Below are 18,329 nucleotides of genomic sequence, written 5' to 3' on the forward strand. Positions count from 1 at the left end.
AGGCATACTACGGGTCGGCGACATCAGAAGCTTCTCCACCTCCTGCCTGCGCCCTGCCATGAAGGCCATTTCGACGAGCCGCTATACACTTGCCCGAGGCTTTGAGAGTGAGAGGGTTGTTCGTGGCTGAGACGCGGTCGCTAGATCGGGTGGTGATCCGCTTTGCTGGGGATTCCGGCGATGGAATGCAGTTGACGGGGGATCGTTTCACTGCCGAATCGGCTTCGCTCGGCAACGACATCGCCACCCTGCCCAACTATCCAGCAGAAATCCGCGCCCCGCAGGGCACCCTTCCTGGAGTCTCCTCCTTCCAGGTGCACTTCGCCGACTACGACATCGTCACCCCTGGCGACCGGCCCGACGTGCTGGTAGCCATGAACCCGGCTGCGCTGAAGGCCAACCTCGGTGACCTTCCCAAGGGCGGGGTGATCATCGTTGATGAGGGCGATTTCACAAAACGCAACCTGGCGAAGGTCGGATGGGACGCGAACCCACTGATCGACGGTTCCCTGGCCGACTGGAAGGTCCATTCTCTGGACCTGACAGGCATGGCGACGGCAGCGGCGAAACCCTTCGGGCTGGGCCGCAAGGACGCGGGGCGCACGAAGAACATGTTCGCTCTGGGATTGCTGTGCTGGTTGTACTCCCGCGACACCTCCGGGACCATCGACTTCCTGAAGACCAAGTTCGCGTCGAAACCCGAGATCCGCGACGCGAACCTGGCGGCCTTCCGAGCTGGACACGCCTATGGGGAGACCACCGAGGTCTTCGAGCATCGCTACCACGTGGCCTCGGCCCCCATGAAGCCCGGTCGCTACCGCCAGATCACCGGGAACCTCGCCACCGCGTACGGTTTGATGGCGGGTGCCGACCGCGCCGGGATGCAGCTGTTCCTGGGGTCCTACCCGATCACCCCCGCCTCCGACATCCTCCACGAGCTGAGCCGCCGCAAGGACGCCGGCGTGGTCACGGTGCAGGCGGAGGACGAGATCGCGGGCATCTGTTCCGCGCTGGGCGCCTCCTACGCGGGCCTGCTCGGAGTGACCACCACATCGGGGCCCGGCATGGCCCTGAAGATGGAGGCCGTCGGTCTGGGCGTGATGACCGAACTGCCCCTGGTGATCGTGGACGTGCAGCGCGCCGGACCGTCAACGGGGATGCCGACCAAAACCGAGCAGGCCGACCTGTTCCAGGCGATCCTGGGGCGCAACGGCGAATCCCCTGTGGCGGTGTTGGCGGCCCGCTCCCCCGCGGATTGTTTCGCCACCGCCGTCGAGGCCTGCCGGATCGCGGTGAAGTACCGGACCCCGGTGATCGTGCTCACCGACGGCTACCTGGGCAACGGGGCGGAGCCGTGGCGAATCCCGGATCTGGACGACATCGACCCGATCATCCCCGGTTACGCCACCGAACCGAACGCGACCGATCCCAAGGGCAAACCCGTCTTCCATCCGTATCTGCGCGACGAGAACCTGGCGCGCGCCTTCGCGGTGCCCGGCACCCCGGGGTTGGAGCACCGCATCGGGGGGCTGGAGAAGAACTCCGCCACGGGCGCGATCTCCTACGTCCCCGACAACCACGACCTGATGGTGCGCACCCGGCAGGCGAAAATCGACGGCATCGTCCGCGACATCCCCGATGTCGAGGTCCACGACCCCTCCGGACGGGCCCGGTTGCTGGTGCTGGGGTGGGGTTCCACCTACGGGCCCATCACAGCCGCCGCACGCCGGGTACGGCTGGCGGGTCGCGAGGTGGCGACGGCCCACCTGCGTCACCTCAACCCGATGCCCGCCAACCTGGGGGATGTGCTTCGCGGCTACGACAAGGTGCTGGTGCCCGAGATGAACCTGGGGCAGCTGGCCTTCTTGCTGCGCGCCCGATACTTGGTGGACGTCCAGAGTTATTCACGGGTGCGGGGGCTGCCCATTTCGGTGGGTGAGCTGGAGGCCGACCTGACCGCTGAGATCGACTCACTGGAGGTGGAATGATGCACGGGCTCGCCGGGCTTCCCCTCGCGCAGGCACCGCAATCCCGGAAGGACTACACCAGCGACCAGGAGGTGCGTTGGTGTCCTGGCTGCGGCGATTACGTGATCCTGTCCACCTTCCAGGCCATGATGGCCGACCTCGGCATCGCCCGGGAGAACACCGTCGTGATCTCCGGCATCGGGTGCTCGTCGCGCTTCCCCTACTACGTGGACTGCTACGGAATGCACTCCATCCACGGTCGCGCCACCGCTATCGCCACCGGGGTCGCGGCGGCCCGCGAGGATCTCAACGTGTGGGTGATCACGGGTGACGGTGATGCGCTGTCGATCGGCGGCAACCATCTCATCCACGCACTGCGGCGCAATGTGAACATCAACATCCTGCTGTTCAACAACCGCATCTACGGGCTGACGAAAGGGCAGTACTCCCCCACCTCGGAGCAGGGCAAGCTGACCAAGTCCACGCCCTACGGCTCCTTGGACGTGCCGTTCAACCCGGTGGCGCTGGCGCTCGGCGCGGAGGCGTCGTTCGTGGCGCGCGCCGTCGACTCCGATAGAGCTCAGCTCACTGACGTCATGAACGCGGCGGTCCGGCATCGTGGCGCCGCCCTGATCGAGATCTACCAGAACTGCCCAATCTTCAACGACGAGGCCTTCGACGCCCTGAAGGGCCCGGAGTCGGCGAACGCGCTGATCCGGCTCCGCGACGGTGAACCCGTGGTTTTCGGCACCGAGGAACAGTTCTGCGTGGTCCGGGAACCCGACGGGGGGTTGCGGGTCGCCGAAACCGCCACCACTGCCCCGGAGAGGATCGTCATCCACGACACGAGACGCCCGGACCCGTCACAGGCCTTCGCCCTGGCGCAGCTCACCGACCACGGCGTGATGCACCGCGCCCCGGTCGGGATCTTCCGGCAGGTGGAACGTCCTGCCTACGACGACCTGCTGCGCGCGCAGGTGGCCGAGGCACGCGCGGAGAGTCCGCACGATGCATTGCAGGCCGCCATGTCCGGGAAGAGTTTCTGGAAAATCGACTGAAATATCGTGTGGGCAGTGTGTGGGCCCGGCGATCCGTGGATCGCCGGGCCCACACACTGAAGCAGGTTTTTCTTATCTGTCTTCCCAGACCACCTTGGGATCATCCTCGGCAACATTGAGCGTCGCCTTCGGGAATCTCGATCCCTTACCGAATCCCCAGAGATCGCACGGCTCTGTTCCGCTCGAGTCGGTGCACGTGGCAGACAGGCTCACAGAACCCATGTCTCTGGCGGAGATGATCGTCGGTACCGACGAACCCGGCTCAGGAACGACATTCTCCAGCTTGTATGCATTCTCGGAGTCCTGAGTGCGCGTGATACTACCCTCAACGAGGGTGGTTCCATCCTTCAGCGTGCCGCTGATGGCCATGTTGCACCCTGGATCGAGATTCGTGGAGGCCAGGCAGGCCTTTGCCTCCGGGACCACCTTCTCACGGAACAGATCGATGCCAGCCTGACTCACCTTGAGCTTGAGATCCGAAGATGGCGTGTCGTTCTTGCTGCTGGTGATGAGGATGGTGTTTTCTCCTTCAACCTCAAGGTACTTGTTGGCAGATGCGACGACATAACTTCCCGGGAAAGCCGAGCGGTTCGTCTCACTGCTCTTGACAGTCACGCCGTTCACGGTGAGATCGACCCCCTTGAGCATGTACAGCCCCAAGGTGGGAAGAGACGTGAAGATCTTGTTGTCGCTGGAGCCAACCGTGTACTCTTCGGTAGCCGGCTCACCGGCCACCTTGTAGGTGACAGAAACCTTTTGGGAACTACTGTACTCAGTCGTGACTTCACCGACCGTTATCTCGGTGATCGGGGCCCGGGTCAGCGAATCTTTCAACACCTCGTCGGTGAGCAACGATGCATCGGATGTGGCGGATGAGGAGCCCAGGAATTTCTTGGCATCCTCCGCGCGTCCCTCCGAAACCGCGGTCAAATAATTCGTAACAACGGCTTTAGCTGCTTCTTTGGGGTCCGCAGGCAGTTCTGAACCGTCCCCTCCCGCAGCAGTCTTGTTGGAGAACACACCCGAGAGCACCAGCACCAGCGCCACGACCACCACCGCGGCGACAAGACCCAGGCCAATCCACAGCGGGGTCTTCGACTTTTTCACCGGGTTCCCTGCCCCCTGCTGGAGATGACCCGCCGCATATATAGGTTGCTGCCCTGTGTACCCTTGCCCGGGTCCCTGCTGTGGCGGCCCCTGGTGGGAGGACCCCGGATCCTGTTGTGGATTCTGCGAAGGACCTTGGTAAGGCCCCTGTTGCCCAGAGCCCTGGTTCAATGCGTTCGGTTTCCCCGACGCGTGGCCCCCTTGGGGTTGCTGTCCCCCCGGGGGAACGAACTGCGGGGCATCCGCCTGCACTTCAGCGTGCGGCGCCGATGTTTCCTGTGGCTGCTGCGGAACGGGGTTCTCCTGCTCTCCCGACTGACCGGAGGCATCGGGCCCGTGCGGTGTTGACATCTGTTTCCTTCCTCACCCGCTTCCGGAGCGTCTCAGCTCACGGAAACCGGGGCAACATCGAACTCGGTCGTGAGCCCAGATCATCACGCAGACCCACTCCAACACGCTACACCACGCAGCGCTCTCGCGAGAGGCCTCGAGGATGTGATTCCGGGTTTTTCCACATTCCCATGCACCTGCCCCACTGAACAGGCCAGAACAGGGCTAGACGATCCAACCAGCGCACCCCGATGCTCCATGGTGGGTCTAGCGATGGCCCAGCACCCTCACGGATTCTTTCCCGGACATGAGCTGCAGCTCAGCGAGAACCGGGCGCTGAGAAAGAGGAAGTTGTGGAGGGACCAGACTCATCCAGCCAAGGCCCCTCCCCAAGGACGCACCCCCCGCGTCACGTACGCCGGTGGCCCAGTACTGTCCGCTACCTGTTGCCCGGCGCCACTGGCGCCGGGCAACAGACGGGAACAGCAGATTCGGCCCCCGGCTCGCTGCCGTTCAGATTCCCTTCCGCAAGGTCGCCGGTTTCCTCGTGAAACATCGGCGGACCAAGGACAGTCGATGCAGCGCGCATGGCCGACACCCCCATGACGGCCATGCGCGCATTTCGCGCGTCGACGTATCTCCCCATCCCGGAATCCCCTGAACTCACTCGCATGATTCGACAGCGGATTGAAGCTATCAGGAAAATCTGTCCACTGAAAGGAGGACAATGATCACACACTTGCCGAAAGGCCACATGAGGGGAGGGGTGGGATTCCTTGGGCAGAACTGAATCCCACCCCTCCTGAGGGGCGCAGCGCGCCATTGCGCCGCCAGCCGAAGGGGGATACGGCTCTTTACCCCCAGGGCGCACGGAGCGCCCGTTCTGATGGCTCACCTAAGAGCCACATTCGCTTGTCATGTCATGTCGCGATCACACGCTTGATGGACCACGAAACCAAGAGGTTTTCCCTCCTCCCGACGAAGACTTTCTCGCGAGACTGTCACGAGCCAAAAAGCGCAGCGCAATCGGACAGGAGACACTCAGCGAGCAACCGCATGAAACATCACTGACCCAGCAGGAACAGTACATACACCCTCTTCCCTGCAACGCATTCAAAAGAGACATATGATTTACTGACATCTCTGCGCTCCACATTCTTTAGGAAACAGGTTTCTACTGAGCAAAAACGGCCTCTGAACTTTTCTCAACAACACCGGAGGTCGCCGGCTTATGCAGCTCACAGAAGCCAGAGCAGCAGCTTGGCAACACGCATCGAATCGACTCATTTTCGCCCCTCACGTTTTCCGACAGGACGTCCGACATGTCTGCCGGCCAGCGCACCAGCAACCGCGACCACGCACAGCAACCCCACCACCAGCCCAGGCGGCGTCGACTCCTCAGGCTCAGCTCCCGAAGATTCCTCCTTGTTCGGCCCCTGTTGGTTGGCGATGAGCACCTCGGAAAGCATCGCCGGGGAGGTCTCTACGAAACGTTCGCCGTTCTCGACCAGCCGAGAGAACCCAGACGCTCCACCTGCGCCATCCGAGTGCGCATCAAACATGCGACGAGACGGCGAAGATTTTCTCCTCACGGAGGATGGAAGCCAAAGAGACCTTTCTCCAGAACATACTTCTTCGCCGCCACGAAGAGTAAGGCTCGCACCTCTAGATTTCTCCAGGAGTCTCGCAAGACGAGCGCAATGCGATGGCATCTCCTTCAGGGATGATTCCGCGCGACGGTTCAGCCCTATCATCTGAGTCCAGAAAGCATCGCCTTCACCTCCACCAGCAGTATGGAATTGACCACGAAAACAGATGCGCACCACCATCTCAGGCATGATCCGCGCTCCGCTTTCCTCCAGGTCAACTTGGAGTCCCCAAAGGCTCCCGGCAAAGCCCGCTTGCCGCCACCGTTCCATTTCACCGACAGCCGTCGATGTCCCAGCAGCCAGAAAAGCCACCAATGCCCCAATCACGACTACACGCAGAAGGCGATCGACTCCGCTGACCTTGCGCCTACCCCCAAACTTCAACTCGCCCCCATCTCCATAAAGAGTTGATTCTTTGAACAACACCCAACTTAACAGAAGTTACCCTTCACGGCGAGGGCATCGCGTCGAAACTCTGGCCGTTCGTCCAAGAAATCCCGTGTCTTCGGGCCAAAAGTCACCACGCAGGAACGGCTGCAGTGAGCAAAAACTTTGTTCACCGAGAGTAGCACTGCGGATTGACGGGAGCATTCACGTTGATTGAATCAACTCACATGGATGTCAACGGATGGCCAAACCCCTCAAACAGGATTCATCTGAGGACACAACTTTCAGACATCATCATGCCGCGGCAGGGCCAGAGCAAACGGGCAGCACCTGATTGACTGCCCGGCCTTTGCGGTCGGGACGCCATGGAATGGGAGGGATAGAGCGGATCGCTATTACCGATCACGTGACGGTGCTCATTCACAGGACACGCTCTGCGCAGCGAGTGCCTTGACCGCGACGAGTTTGGTGGAGACAGCGCCTGAACGTCGTTGTTCGAGGACACGCAACGGGCCCTGATTCCGTAGAACCGGGGCCCGCGTACTTCGTGGGTTACTCAGCGCCTCAGGCGCCGGTCTTCGGCAGACCCGGTTTCACCGGCGGCGGAAGCGGCCTGACCGGGGTCGGGGTGACGGTAACCGTCGACGTCGGAGTCGGCGTTGGACTCGGCGTCGGAGTGACCGTCGGGGTCGGTGTTGGGGCGCCACACACCGGCTGATCCTTAGTAGTAGTGAACGTCGCACTAGTTTCACTCACCCGGGTCCAGCCCTCCGGCAACACACCACCAAACTGGAACCCAGCCTTCGCAGTAGCCGACGCCGTAACAGTCACCTTCCCAGCCTTGACCTCAACCTTCGGCTCAGAAAACTCCACACCCTCAACCGGATCAAACACCGCAGAAGGAGCCGAAGGAGTCAACGAATCCGCAGGACAGGTACCCACATCAACCCTCGGAACAACCGGAATCACACACTTCGGCTGCGTCACCGTCGTCGTATAGGTCACCACACCATTGACCACACTCCAGCCCTCAGGGAGATTCGCAGTATCAATCCGATACCCAGGCCTCGCCGTCGCAGTCACAGTGACACTCACCCGATCACCATCACTAGTGATAACAGGCTCCCCATAATCAATCTGCTCGGTATCCTCAACACCCGAAACACTCGGCCGGGTAGGGGTAGTCGAATCAACCGGACACACCCCCGCCTTCACAACCGGAACCACCGGCACCACATCCCGGGTGCAGGTCGGCTGAGCAACGACCTTGGTGAATGTGAAAGAACCATCACCATTCGCAACCCACCCCTCAGGCAGGTTCTTCTCATCAACCTTCCTGCCAACCACCGGCGTAGCAGTCACCTTGACCGTCACCTGATCCCCAGCCCTGGTGAACTGCGGCTGGGAGTAAGTGATGCCCTCTGTAGGACCAACCTCAACCGTAGGATCCGACGGCTCCGAAGCACCCGGAGCACACACACCCGGCGTCACCTTCACAGAACCCACGACCACACCCGGCTGACTCACCGGATTCGTCAAAGTCACCTCGAGAGTTTTCAAACCCTCAACCGTCACCTGGGCACTGTTCGCATCCGGAGCTCCATCAGTCACACCATCCCCGGAAAACGCGGGGTCGCCGAACTCCACCCCAGCCACAGCCGGAACCTTCTCCGTGAACGTCACAACAGTCCCATGAGGAACGTTGTTCAAGGTCGTCAGCGTCCCATCGCCCTTCACGTTCAAGGTTCCGGTCCTCACCTGCCCCTTGACCGTGTAGCTGTAATCCACCGGAAAGACGGTATCCGTCGGCACCGCGCCAGCCGCGTCATTGGCCACGGTCTTCCCAAGAGTCACATGCCCAACGGTGTCGCTACCCCCTGCACCGGTTCCACCGCCGGCTGCTTCCCGGATGGCTGTTGCTTCGTAGGAATTATCATTGACCTTGACGGCGTTCGGGTACTGCCCACCGACGAGAATCTCCTCACCAACAGAAAGAATGTACTCAAACAGGTACATGTCATCCCCAGAGAATTCTTCGGAGTTGTTGTAGGTGAGTTGTATCCGACTGGTGTCGTCGATGTTTGCGGTCACGCCCGGATAATTAGCACCATCATTCTTGTAAACGACGGTGCGGCAGTCAGCACGCCAGTTCTCGTTCCAGCACAGAGGATTGTTGTTGGGGATCCGGTAGAGAATGACTTCTCCCGGCTTCGCGGTCAGCGTAGAGCCCGGAACCTTAAACGTGTCATCAATCGTCAGGGTTTTACCACTCAGCTCCTGCCCGGGGATGCGAATCTTCCAGGCCAAGCTGTCGTAGGGATCCCCAAGGAAGTAGCCAACTTTTGAAATGTCGTCAGGAACATACGGGGAATAGCCGATGTCCGTCTGCCCGTTCGGGAGCGGAACCTCAATCGGCGTTCCTCCGTTAACGAGCAATGTGGCGGTATCTCCCGTGTGAGTTGCCCCCACCCTGGTGTTGATGAAGAACTCGCCGCCCACACCAGTCTTGCCGACGACGTTGCCGTTCAGGACGCACGACACCTCAGCCCGGGAAACAGTACAGGTCCCGTAGCTGACGGGATCCTGAGCCGAACCAACCAGTTCAAAGGTGCCGCTGGTTCCCTCGAAAGCAGCAGGCAGGCCGATCGTGAAGGTGTCGCCTTCCTGGCCGCTGTAGTCGTTGATGGCCCAGCGACCGCTGAGCTCCACATCATTCCAGACGTAGGTGGGCCCAGCAGGCGACGTCTTGTCCGTCAGCTCCACGCTTCCAGGAACGATCGGATTAATCACGTCAGCATGCGCCGTCTGCACACCCTGTACCAGTCCGAACAGGACCATCGCTACCACGAGCAACAACGGACCGAAACGCCCTCTGCTCTCCCAAGTCCGCTTCTGTTTCACAACAGCTTCCCCCATGTTTTAAATCACGCTACCGCGCAATCGCTTAGAAGTTCCTACTTCCAGTCGATTAGCACATACGCGGGGTTAGCGTAGCCGTCCGCGATGATTCCCTCATCTTCCCTTTTGTACATTACGGAAAGATGGATGTGGGTGACGAAGGAAACGGTCGGGGCCCGATCACGCGATATCGGGCCCCGACCAATGAGAACAGGAAATCAGGCGCCGGTCTTCGGCAGACCCGGCCTCACCGGAGCCGGAAGCGACCTGGCCGGAGTCGGCGTGACCAACGGAGACGGAGACGGGGTCGGGCTCGGAGTGGTCGGAACTTCGCAGACGGGGAGCTCAACTTCTCCTGCGAAGACAGCGGTCTTGGCGTCAATCCGTTTCCAGCCCTCCGGCATCGGGCCACCGAACTCATGGCCTTCCTGGGCAGTTGCAGTGACGGTGACGGTCACCTTGCCATCAGCGACCTTGATCTCCGGTTGGCCGTACGTGACCCCGGGGGTTTCGGCCACCGTGACGGTGGGTTGCGACGGAGTGGTGGAGTCGACGGGACACGCCTGCGCACCGACGGTCGGGGTCACGGGGGTGACGGTCTTCACGCAGGTCGGCTGGGTGATGGTGGTGGTGAAGGTGTAGGTGCCGTCGCTATTGGCCTTCCAGCCTTCCGGCAAATGCTGGTCATCGATCTCCCTGCCCGTCGCAGGGGTGGCGGTGACCTCGACGGTCACCTTGTCACCGGAGGTGGTGAGCTTTGGGGTGGAGTAGGTGATGCCGTCGGTCTCGCCGACCTTGACGGTGGGTTTGGAGGGCTCGCTGGAGCCCGGTGTGCACACGCCGAGGGTGACTTCGACCGGGGCCAGTTTCGGGTTCACGTGGTTGGTGAGGGAAACCTCGACGGTCTTGAGGCCCTCGATGGTGACCTGGGCGCTGTTGGCGTCGGGAACCCCGTCCTTGACGCCCTGCCCCGAGAACGCCGGGTCGCCATAGTCGATGTCACCGCTGGAGGGAACCTTCTCGGTCAGGGTGACAACGGTGCCATTCGGGACGTTGTTGAGGGTTTCGAGGGTGCCATCGGCCTTCACCGCTAGCTCGCCACTGCGTGTCTGCCCCTTGTATTGATAGGACCAGGTCACCGGGTAGGCGGTGTCGGCGGGGACCTGGCCGCCCACGACGGCCTTCTTCACGGCAAGATGCCCGACAGTGTCACCGGAACCCGTGCCACCACCCGACACGCTCTTGACAGCGGTCGCAGTGCGGTGTTCGGCATCGACGGTGGCCTTGTTGCTGTACTGCGCCCCTGCGGGGATCGGCCCGTCGGCTTTCAGCCGCAGATCGAACACGTAGAGCCGATCGGCCTCGAATTTCTTGCCCTTGTTGTCGATGGTGGCAGTAACGACGTCCTTGGAATCGTCAACGGAAACCTTGAGCGATGGCGTGGTGGATGCGTCCACGGAGTGATGGCACTCGTCGGTGTAACTCTCGTTCCAGCACTTCGGAGTGTTGGGGACCCAGTGGACGGACGGGTTACCGTCGATGACGGTCAAGGTGGTTCCCGTCACCGCGTAATTGTCCGTGATGACCATGCGGGAACGATCGGCCACCCGGGAGCCAGGAACCACGATCCGCCAATGGATGACGCTCAGGTCATCGGTCGGGAACCACCCGGACTTGTTGATCTCGGTGGGAACCTTGGGGCTGTAGCCGATGTTCCTCTGCCCATCGGGCAGCGGAACATCGAGTGGGCCGCTGCTGAGGGGGAAAGTGACCTTGTCGGTGTTGATCAGGGTGCTCACTTGTGCGCTCACCCACAGCGAGCCACCGACATTGTTCTTGCCCTCGACGTTCTCGTTGAAGGTACAGACCACGTCGGTTTCCCTCACCTCGCAGGTACCGTAGGTCAGCAGATCGCCCTCGGCCCCCTTGAGCTCGAAACTTCCAGTGGAACCTCCGATTTCTTTGGGCAGGTTGAGCCTGAAGGTATCCCCCGCTTTGCCGCTCTGATCGGGGATCCTCCACTGTGCATCGATCCGCACACCACTCCACAGGTAGACCGCGGGATCGCCGGCATCAAGTTTCGACAGCCGGATGCTTCCCCTGTCGATGGCGTTCACCTCGGCGGCCCGCGCCACGGGGCTCGCAGCAACCAGACCGGCAATGCCGATCAGGAAAGTAAGCAGAAGCACCCCCGGCCTCCACCCGCTGCGAGCTTTGGTCCTCTTCAACACGTCGTTTCCCTCTCATGTCAATACATGTAGTTCTTGTCCTCCGATCAGCTGACCTTTGGAGGCTGACGAACGTTAACACGAATTGCTTGAAGGGTGCACCATTTGGTCAGTTATGCATAGCTCACATCCCACCTTTTGTCCCGCGAGCCATCTTTCTACCAGCAGCCAGACCTGTCGTTCAGGTGCTCTTCCACTGTGGAGTTCCCCGAAAACCTTGCGCAAAACCAGTGTTCACACCACGTCTTCATCTCCACAGACGCACTGCGACGCGGTCGCGACAGAGTAGAAAACATCTTCGAGCGCAACAACCGCGCTGCCACTAACACGAAACCTGATCCACGGGCTCGGAACACACCCCACGACCCATCCGACAAAGGATAGGAACACACTCATCGACTTCCGTAGCGCACGTGAGCATTGTTTCGCTGGCACAGGACTTCCCGTCTCCACAGGAACGGCGCCACACCCACAGCCATTTCCGGGTATCCGTCGCGCATCCGGACATAGCGTGGCGTCGGGCCACCAGGCCTCGGCGCATGTGTTTCAGTCACGAAAAGGACGTGACCACAAGGAAGATCCCCGGAAACCATTGACATTGGATCGTACAATCGACGCGGTCGCTGACCATCCGCGTCGCGAGAACTCCCGCCGAAGCGCTGACCACGTACGGCACGTAGCTCCACCCTTGAACAGGAAGCGCGACCGAGGAATCAGGCGGAGCGTTCCACCAGGTCGTCACAGACCTGGAGCAGCAGCTGTTTGACCTGGCCCTCCGGAAGCGGCCCCAGATGCTGCCTGGCCAGGTCTGCGTGGCGGCGAACCTCGACCCGCGCCTTCTCGATGACAGGATGGATACGCAACGCAGCCAACGCCTCCGCAAGAACCGCATCATCGCTCAGGTCCCCAGCGAGCAGGTCCTTCAGGGGCTGATCAGCGGGGTCATTGGAAGCCTCCAGCAGCAGCGTCGGCAGCGTCGGCACCCCCTCACGCAAGTCTGTGCCCGGGGTCTTGCCGGCGACATCGCTGGTGATGTCGATGATGTCGTCGCTCAGCTGGAAGACCAACCCGACTTCCTCGCCGTAAGCCGCCAAGGCATCCCGAATTCTCTGAGGAGCCCCCGCAATCATCGCACCGAACAGCGCGGAAGCGGCAATCAGCGAGCCTGTCTTGTCAGCGATCACCTGCAGGTAGTGCTCCAGCGGCACCTCCCCCGTCTCCGGGCCACGGGTCTCCGCAATCTGCCCCTGCACGAGCCGAGTGAAGGTCTTCGCCTGAAGCCGCACGTAGTCGGTGCCAAGGTCCGCCACCAGGATCGACGCCTTCGCGAACAGATAGTCGCCGATCAGGATCGCTATGGAATTGCCCCACCGGGAGTTCGCGGACGGCGCGGAGCGGCGCACATCGGCCTCATCCATGACATCGTCATGGTAGAGGCTCGCGACGTGGGTCAGCTCCATCACGAGGGCTGCCTTCAGCAGCCGCTCCTCGTCCACCTCACCACCGAACTCCGACGCGAGATACACCAGCTGAGGCCGGAACCGTTTTCCTCCAGCCGCTATCAGGTGGCTGGCGGCCTCGGTGACGAACGGGGAATCGGCCACGGCAACCTGCCGCAGCTGCTCCTCGAAGCGGATCGAGAGGGCTTCGATGTCGAGGGTCAAGATGACTCCAGGGGTCAGCGGATGAACTGAGCGGCTCCAGCCGCCAGGTCAAGAATGCTACCCGGAATCAAACCGAGAACGATTGTCGCCACAGCGGACACCGCAACAACGATCCAGGTCCAGCCGGAGGCCTCGGCCACCCTGCCCTGTTCACCGCGCTTGGGTTCCTTGAACCACATCGCCACCACGACCTTCAGGTAGAAGAAGGCGGCCACGAGGCTCGCGATCACCGCGACCAGAACCAGCCAGCCGTACCCGCCTTGCCAGGCGGCGGCGAAGACCACCAGCTTGCCGACGAAACCCGCGGTTAGCGGGATACCGGCGAAGCTGAGCAGGAACAGGGTCATGACCCCGGCGACGAACGGGCTGGTCCGTCCCAGCCCCTGCCACGCAGCGATCCCGTTCGCTTCTCCCCCGGCGCGCCGAACCATCGTGATGACCCCGAAGCCACCAAGGGTGGCGAAACCGTAGGCCAGCAGGTAGAAGGAGATCGACCCGACCGACGAGACACGGTCCTCGACCGTGAAACCCACCGCGGCGACGAAACCTGCCAGGATGAACCCGGCGTGGGCGATCGAGGAGTAGGCGAGCAGACGTTTGATGTCCTGCTGCACCAGGCCCACCACCGCGCCGACCACCATGGTCGCCACCGCGACGGTGGCGATGATCGGTTGCCAGTCCCAGCGCGCCCCACCGAGAGCGACGTAGAACACCCGCAGGAGCGCGGCCACGGCGGCCGTTTTGGTGGCGATCGCCATGAAACCGGTCACAGGGGTCGGGGCGCCAGTGTAGACGTCCGGAGTCCAGGTGTGGAACGGCACCGCACCCACCTTGAACAGCAGTCCGACGGCCAGCATCACCAGGCCGGCCAGCAGCAGCACTGGCGGCGACTCGTCGGTGACTATGGCCTGCGCCACACCGGCGTAGGCGAAGGTACCCGCGTAGCCGTACAGCAGCGCCACACCGAACAGGAAGAACGCGGAGCTGAACGCGCCGAGCAGGAAGTATTTCAGTGCCGCTTCCTGACTCAGCCAGCGCCGACGCCGCGCCATCCCTGAAAGCAGGTACAGCGGCAGGGAGAAGATCTCGAGCGCCACGAACAGCGTCAGCAGGTCGTTGGCGGCCACGAACAGCAGCATCCCGAACAACGCGAACAGAATCAACGGGAAGATCTCGGTGTGTTCACGGCGCTGACGTTCGGCCTCCCGCTCCATCGGCGACCCCGGAACGGTGGCGGCGGATGCGGCGAAGGCCGACACCCCGCCAGCGACAGCGCGTTCGGCAAACAACGCCACCCCTCCCAGACCAACCAGCAGCAGCAGCGACCAGAAGAAATACGTAGGCCCGTCCACGGCGATGCTTCCAGGAGCGACAATCTTGAAGTCCCCGCGCACCCAGTTGTAGACGGTGAACCCCATGGCAGTGAGGACCGTCAGCATCGCCAGTCCCGTCTGCGCGGGGTAACGGTACTCGCGAGGGGCCACGGCCTCGAGGAGCACCCCCAGGGTGGCGCCGACCAGCAATGTGATCAGGGGTGCCTCGAGCATCCACTCCATGACCGGAACGGTGATCTCAAGCGGGCTCATCAGTTCTCTCCCTGGATCGTGGGGGCGGGATTGGTCTCACCGGCGGCTTGCATCACGCCCTGTGCCGCATCATCGGCCACCTGGAGCAGCGGCTTCGGGAAGAACCCGAAGACGATCAGCAGCACCAGCAGCGGCACCACTGCCAGGCGTTCGCGCAGGTTCAGGTCCGTGGAGACGTGTTTGCGCACGTCGTCGGGCACGGGGCCGGTCATGGTTTTCTTGTAGACGGTGAGCACGTAGGCCGCAGCCAGCACCATTCCGAGGGTCAGCACTGCGGTGTGCACCGGGTAGCGCTGCCAGGAACCGGCCATCACCAGGAACTCCGAGACGAAGCTGGACATGCCGGGCAGAGCGAGCACCGACAGGCCCGAGAGCAACAGGAAACCGGCCAGCACCGGGGCGGTTTTCTGCACCCCGCCGTAGGCCTCGATGGCGGCGGTGCCGCGGCGTTTCACGAGGAAACCGATGACCAGGAACATCGCTGCCGTGGAGAAGCCGTGGTTCAGCATGTAGAAGATCGACCCGCTCAGCGACTGCGTGGTCAGCGCGAAGATCCCGAATACCATGAACCCGAAGTGGCTGACGGAGGTGTAGGACACGAACCGCAGCAGGTCGGGGCTGCCGAGCGCCATGAGGGCGCCGTAGAACATGGAGACCACCGCCCACACCAGGATGACCGGTGTAGCCCAGTGCGAGGCCTCGGGGAAGATCGTCATGCAGATCTTGATCATCCCGAAGGTGCCGATCTTGTCGAGGATGCCCACCAACATCGTCGACGAGCCGGCGGTGGCCTGCTCGGCGGTGTCCGGCAGCCAGGTGTGCAGACCGGCCATTGGTGCCTTCACCGCGAACGCGAAGAAGAAAGCCGCGAACAACCAGTAGCCAATGTCGCCACCCAGGTCGAGGCCCTTCAGGTCGCTGATCAGGAAGCTGGGATCCCCTGCCGCCACGGAGACCGCATACAACCCGGCGACGCCCACCAGCATCACCAGCCCACCGGCCAGCGAGAACAATAGGAATTTCACGGCCGCCGCGGCCCGTTCCGGCCCGCCAAAACCCGAGATCATGAAGTACATCGGGATCAGTGTGGCCTCGAACATCACGTAGAACAGCAGCACGTCGTTGGCCAGGAACACCAGGAGGGAGAGCCCTTCCAGTGCCAGCGCGAGGGCGAAGAAGGTCCGCGTCGACCAGCGGGCGCCCTCCGCGTCGCCGACGTGCCACTCGGCGATCAGCACCAGTGGGGTGAGGATCACGGTCAGCAGCACCATGACGGCACTCATGGAGTCCAGTTCCAGGGCGTAGGAGGTCCCGATTATCTGGATCCACGACACCGTCTCCGACAGCGGCTTCTTCAGGTGGGGGCCGGTGGTCCCCAGGACGAAGACGAACACCCCGAGAACGGTGGTGGCGAACGCGAAGCACAGGCCGATGACGCGGGCGGCGGTGCCGCGCACGCAGGTCAGGACCAGGGCGCCGAACAGCGGCAACAGCGCGAGAATGCTCAGGAGGGGAATCGAGTGGTTGATCACGTGAGTTCTTCCTTCCTCAGACCAGCCGTCCGAACACCACGATGGCACCGAGGATCACGACGCCGATCACCAGCGTGAGGCCGTAGGTGCGGGAATAGCCATTCTGTGCCTTCCGCAACAGGCCCGCCACACCTTTCGCCCCATATCCGGAGCCCCGGACGAGGCCGTCGACCACGCCTTGATCCGCAAGGCTCAGCGCGGTCGCGATGCCACTCACGGGCCAGATCACCGCGTAAGTGTTGATGGCGTCCCCGTAGAGGTCGTTGCGACCGATCAGCACCAGCGGATTGCGGGTCCGCGGCGCCTGTTTCGGGATGAGACCGCTGTGCAGCCACCACCCGAGCGCGACACCCAACGCCACGACGACCAGCGTGACCACGCCGATCCAGCTGAAGGCCAGCAGACCGGTCTCGTGGGGATGCGACCCAGTGGCCGGCGCCAGCCAGCCCTGGATCCAGTTGTTCATCACAAGGCCCGCTCCCAGTGAGGCAATGGCCAGGATCACCAGCGGAATGGTCATCACAGCCGGTGATTCGTGCGGGTGCACGTCCTCCTCCCAGCGGCTGCGCCCCAGGAAGGTCATCATCATCAGGCGCGTCATGTAGTACGCGGTGATACCCGCTCCGATGAGCGCCAGGACACCCAGGACGATGTTGCGTTCGAAGGCGGCCTCGATGATGTGGTCCTTGGAGTAGTAGCCCGCGGTGAAGGGGAACCCGATGATGGCCAGATATCCCATGGCAAAGGTCAGGAAGGTCCACCGCATCGCCTTGGCCAGGGCACCAAAGTTGCGCATGTTCACGTCGTCGTTCATGCCGTGCATCACGGAGCCGGCACCGAGGAACATGTTCGCCTTGAAGAAGCCGTGGGTGATCAGGTGGAAGATCGCGAAGGCCGCACCCACCGGCCCGAGACCCGCGGCCAACATCATGTAGCCGATCTGCGACATGGTGGAACCGGCCAGGACCTTCTTGATGTCGTCCTTGGCGGTGCCGATCCAGGCGCCGGCGAGCAGCGTCACGACGCCCACGATCGCCACCGCGAGGGTCGCGGCCTCGCTGATCTCGTAGATCGCGTGGCTGCGCACCACCAGGTAGACGCCAGCCGTGACCATCGTGGCCGCGTGGATCAGGGCGGAGACCGGAGTGGGGCCCTCCATGGCGTCGAGCAGCCACGACTGCAACGGCACCTGCGCCGACTTGCCGCACGCCGCGAGCAACAGCAGGAAACCGAGCAGCGTCGCGGTGGCGACATCGGCCCGCGGTATACCGGCGTTGACCTCGGAGAAGGCGGTGCTGCCGAACAGCGACAGCATCGTGAAAATGGCCATCGCCATTCCCAGGTCGCCGACGCGGTTGACGACGAAAGCCTTGCGACCCGCAGCAGCCGCAGAGGGTTTATGTTGCCAGAAGGAGATCAGCAGGTAGGAGGCCAGACCGACGCCCTCCCACCCGAGGAACAGCACCAGGTAGCTGTCGGCCAGCACCAGCGTGAGCATCGCCGCGATGAACAGGTTCAGGTAGGCGAAAAACCTGCGCCGCCGCTCGTCGTGGGCCATGTAACCGATCGAGTAGATGTGGATCAACGACCCGACGCCGGTGATGAGCAGCACGAACAGGATCGACAGCTGATCGATCAACATCCCGAAGCTGAGGTTCCACGATCCGGTGCTGATCCAGTCGTAGAGATACACGGTGACGGCCCGCTGCCCCTCATCGGCGCCCAGCATTGAACTGAACAGCAAAACCCCGATGGCGAACGACGCCAGGCAGCACGCGGTCGCCAGCCAGTGGCCCCACGAGTCAGAGAAACGCCCGAGGACCAGCAGCAGCGCCGCCCCGGCCAGAGGAATCGCGATCAGGAGCCAGGCGAGGCTGAACAGCCCCATGGCGGGTACCGTCGCTATGGTTTCCAACAACAGCA

Annotated in this window: 10 protein-coding genes; 2 read left to right on the top strand and 8 right to left on the bottom strand. The window is 62.4% G+C overall.

All coding sequences use genetic code 11. The features are described from left to right. Window positions 1-116: 116 nt before the first annotated feature. Window positions 117-1,988, top strand: a complete 1,872-nt coding sequence (locus V7R84_RS11005; RefSeq protein ID WP_338573885.1) for a 2-oxoacid:acceptor oxidoreductase subunit alpha — start codon at window positions 117-119, stop codon at window positions 1,986-1,988. Beyond that, complete coding sequence (locus V7R84_RS11010; protein WP_338573887.1) at window positions 1,988-3,025, top strand: 2-oxoacid:ferredoxin oxidoreductase subunit beta; 1,038 nt, start codon at window positions 1,988-1,990, stop codon at window positions 3,023-3,025. Before V7R84_RS11005 ends, V7R84_RS11010 begins: the two co-directional genes overlap by 1 nt. Before the next feature lie 72 nt (window positions 3,026-3,097). Here V7R84_RS11010 and V7R84_RS11015 read toward each other — a convergent pair whose 3' ends face one another. The 8 genes from V7R84_RS11015 to nuoL form a co-directional block, all read right to left on the bottom strand. Beyond that, window positions 3,098-4,132, bottom strand: a complete 1,035-nt coding sequence (locus V7R84_RS11015) for a hypothetical protein (protein ID WP_338568916.1) — start codon at window positions 4,130-4,132, stop codon at window positions 3,098-3,100. A 1,613-nt stretch (window positions 4,133-5,745) separates the two neighbouring features. Next, on the bottom strand, window positions 5,746-6,024 hold the full coding sequence (locus V7R84_RS11020; protein ID WP_338568918.1) for a hypothetical protein: 279 nt from the start codon (window positions 6,022-6,024) through the stop codon (window positions 5,746-5,748). A gap of 1,038 nt (window positions 6,025-7,062) precedes the next feature. Then, a complete protein-coding gene (locus tag V7R84_RS11025; protein WP_338568921.1) occupies window positions 7,063-9,399 on the bottom strand; it encodes a DUF5979 domain-containing protein in 2,337 nt (778 codons plus the stop codon). A gap of 215 nt (window positions 9,400-9,614) precedes the next feature. Then, entirely contained in the window at window positions 9,615-11,627 is a 2,013-nt protein-coding gene (locus tag V7R84_RS11030; RefSeq protein ID WP_338568924.1) for an Ig-like domain-containing protein, read from the bottom strand. A 710-nt stretch (window positions 11,628-12,337) separates the two neighbouring features. Beyond that, window positions 12,338-13,288, bottom strand: a complete 951-nt coding sequence (locus tag V7R84_RS11035; RefSeq protein ID WP_338568926.1) for a polyprenyl synthetase family protein — start codon at window positions 13,286-13,288, stop codon at window positions 12,338-12,340. 14 nt (window positions 13,289-13,302) lie between these two features. Continuing rightward, window positions 13,303-14,874: an NADH-quinone oxidoreductase subunit NuoN gene (gene nuoN, locus V7R84_RS11040; RefSeq protein WP_338568928.1), complete on the bottom strand. Its 1,572-nt coding sequence runs from the start codon at window positions 14,872-14,874 to the stop codon at window positions 13,303-13,305. Beyond that, window positions 14,874-16,406, bottom strand: a complete 1,533-nt coding sequence (locus V7R84_RS11045) for an NADH-quinone oxidoreductase subunit M (RefSeq protein WP_338568931.1) — start codon at window positions 16,404-16,406, stop codon at window positions 14,874-14,876. The genes nuoN and V7R84_RS11045 overlap by 1 nt, the downstream gene beginning before the upstream one ends. Before the next feature lie 16 nt (window positions 16,407-16,422). Then, window positions 16,423-18,294: an NADH-quinone oxidoreductase subunit L gene (nuoL, locus tag V7R84_RS11050; protein ID WP_338573890.1), complete on the bottom strand. Its 1,872-nt coding sequence runs from the start codon at window positions 18,292-18,294 to the stop codon at window positions 16,423-16,425. Between the last annotated feature and the right edge of the window lie 35 nt (window positions 18,295-18,329).

Origin of the sequence: Arachnia propionica (assembly GCF_037055325.1) — a bacterium.
In the GTDB taxonomy this organism is placed as follows: Bacteria; Actinomycetota; Actinomycetes; order Propionibacteriales; family Propionibacteriaceae; genus Arachnia.

Bases quoted from the DNA above. Each gene is read 5' to 3' on its own strand.
- V7R84_RS11010 (WP_338573887.1), top strand. From the start codon at position 1,988: ATGCACGGGCTCGCCGGGCTTCCCCTCGCGCAGGCACCGCAATCCCGG.
- V7R84_RS11020 (WP_338568918.1), bottom strand. From the start codon at position 6,024: ATGTTTGATGCGCACTCGGATGGCGCAGGTGGAGCGTCTGGGTTCTCT.
- nuoN (WP_338568928.1), bottom strand. From the start codon at position 14,874: ATGAGCCCGCTTGAGATCACCGTTCCGGTCATGGAGTGGATGCTCGAG.
- nuoL (WP_338573890.1), bottom strand. From the start codon at position 18,294: ATGGGGCTGTTCAGCCTCGCCTGGCTCCTGATCGCGATTCCTCTGGCC.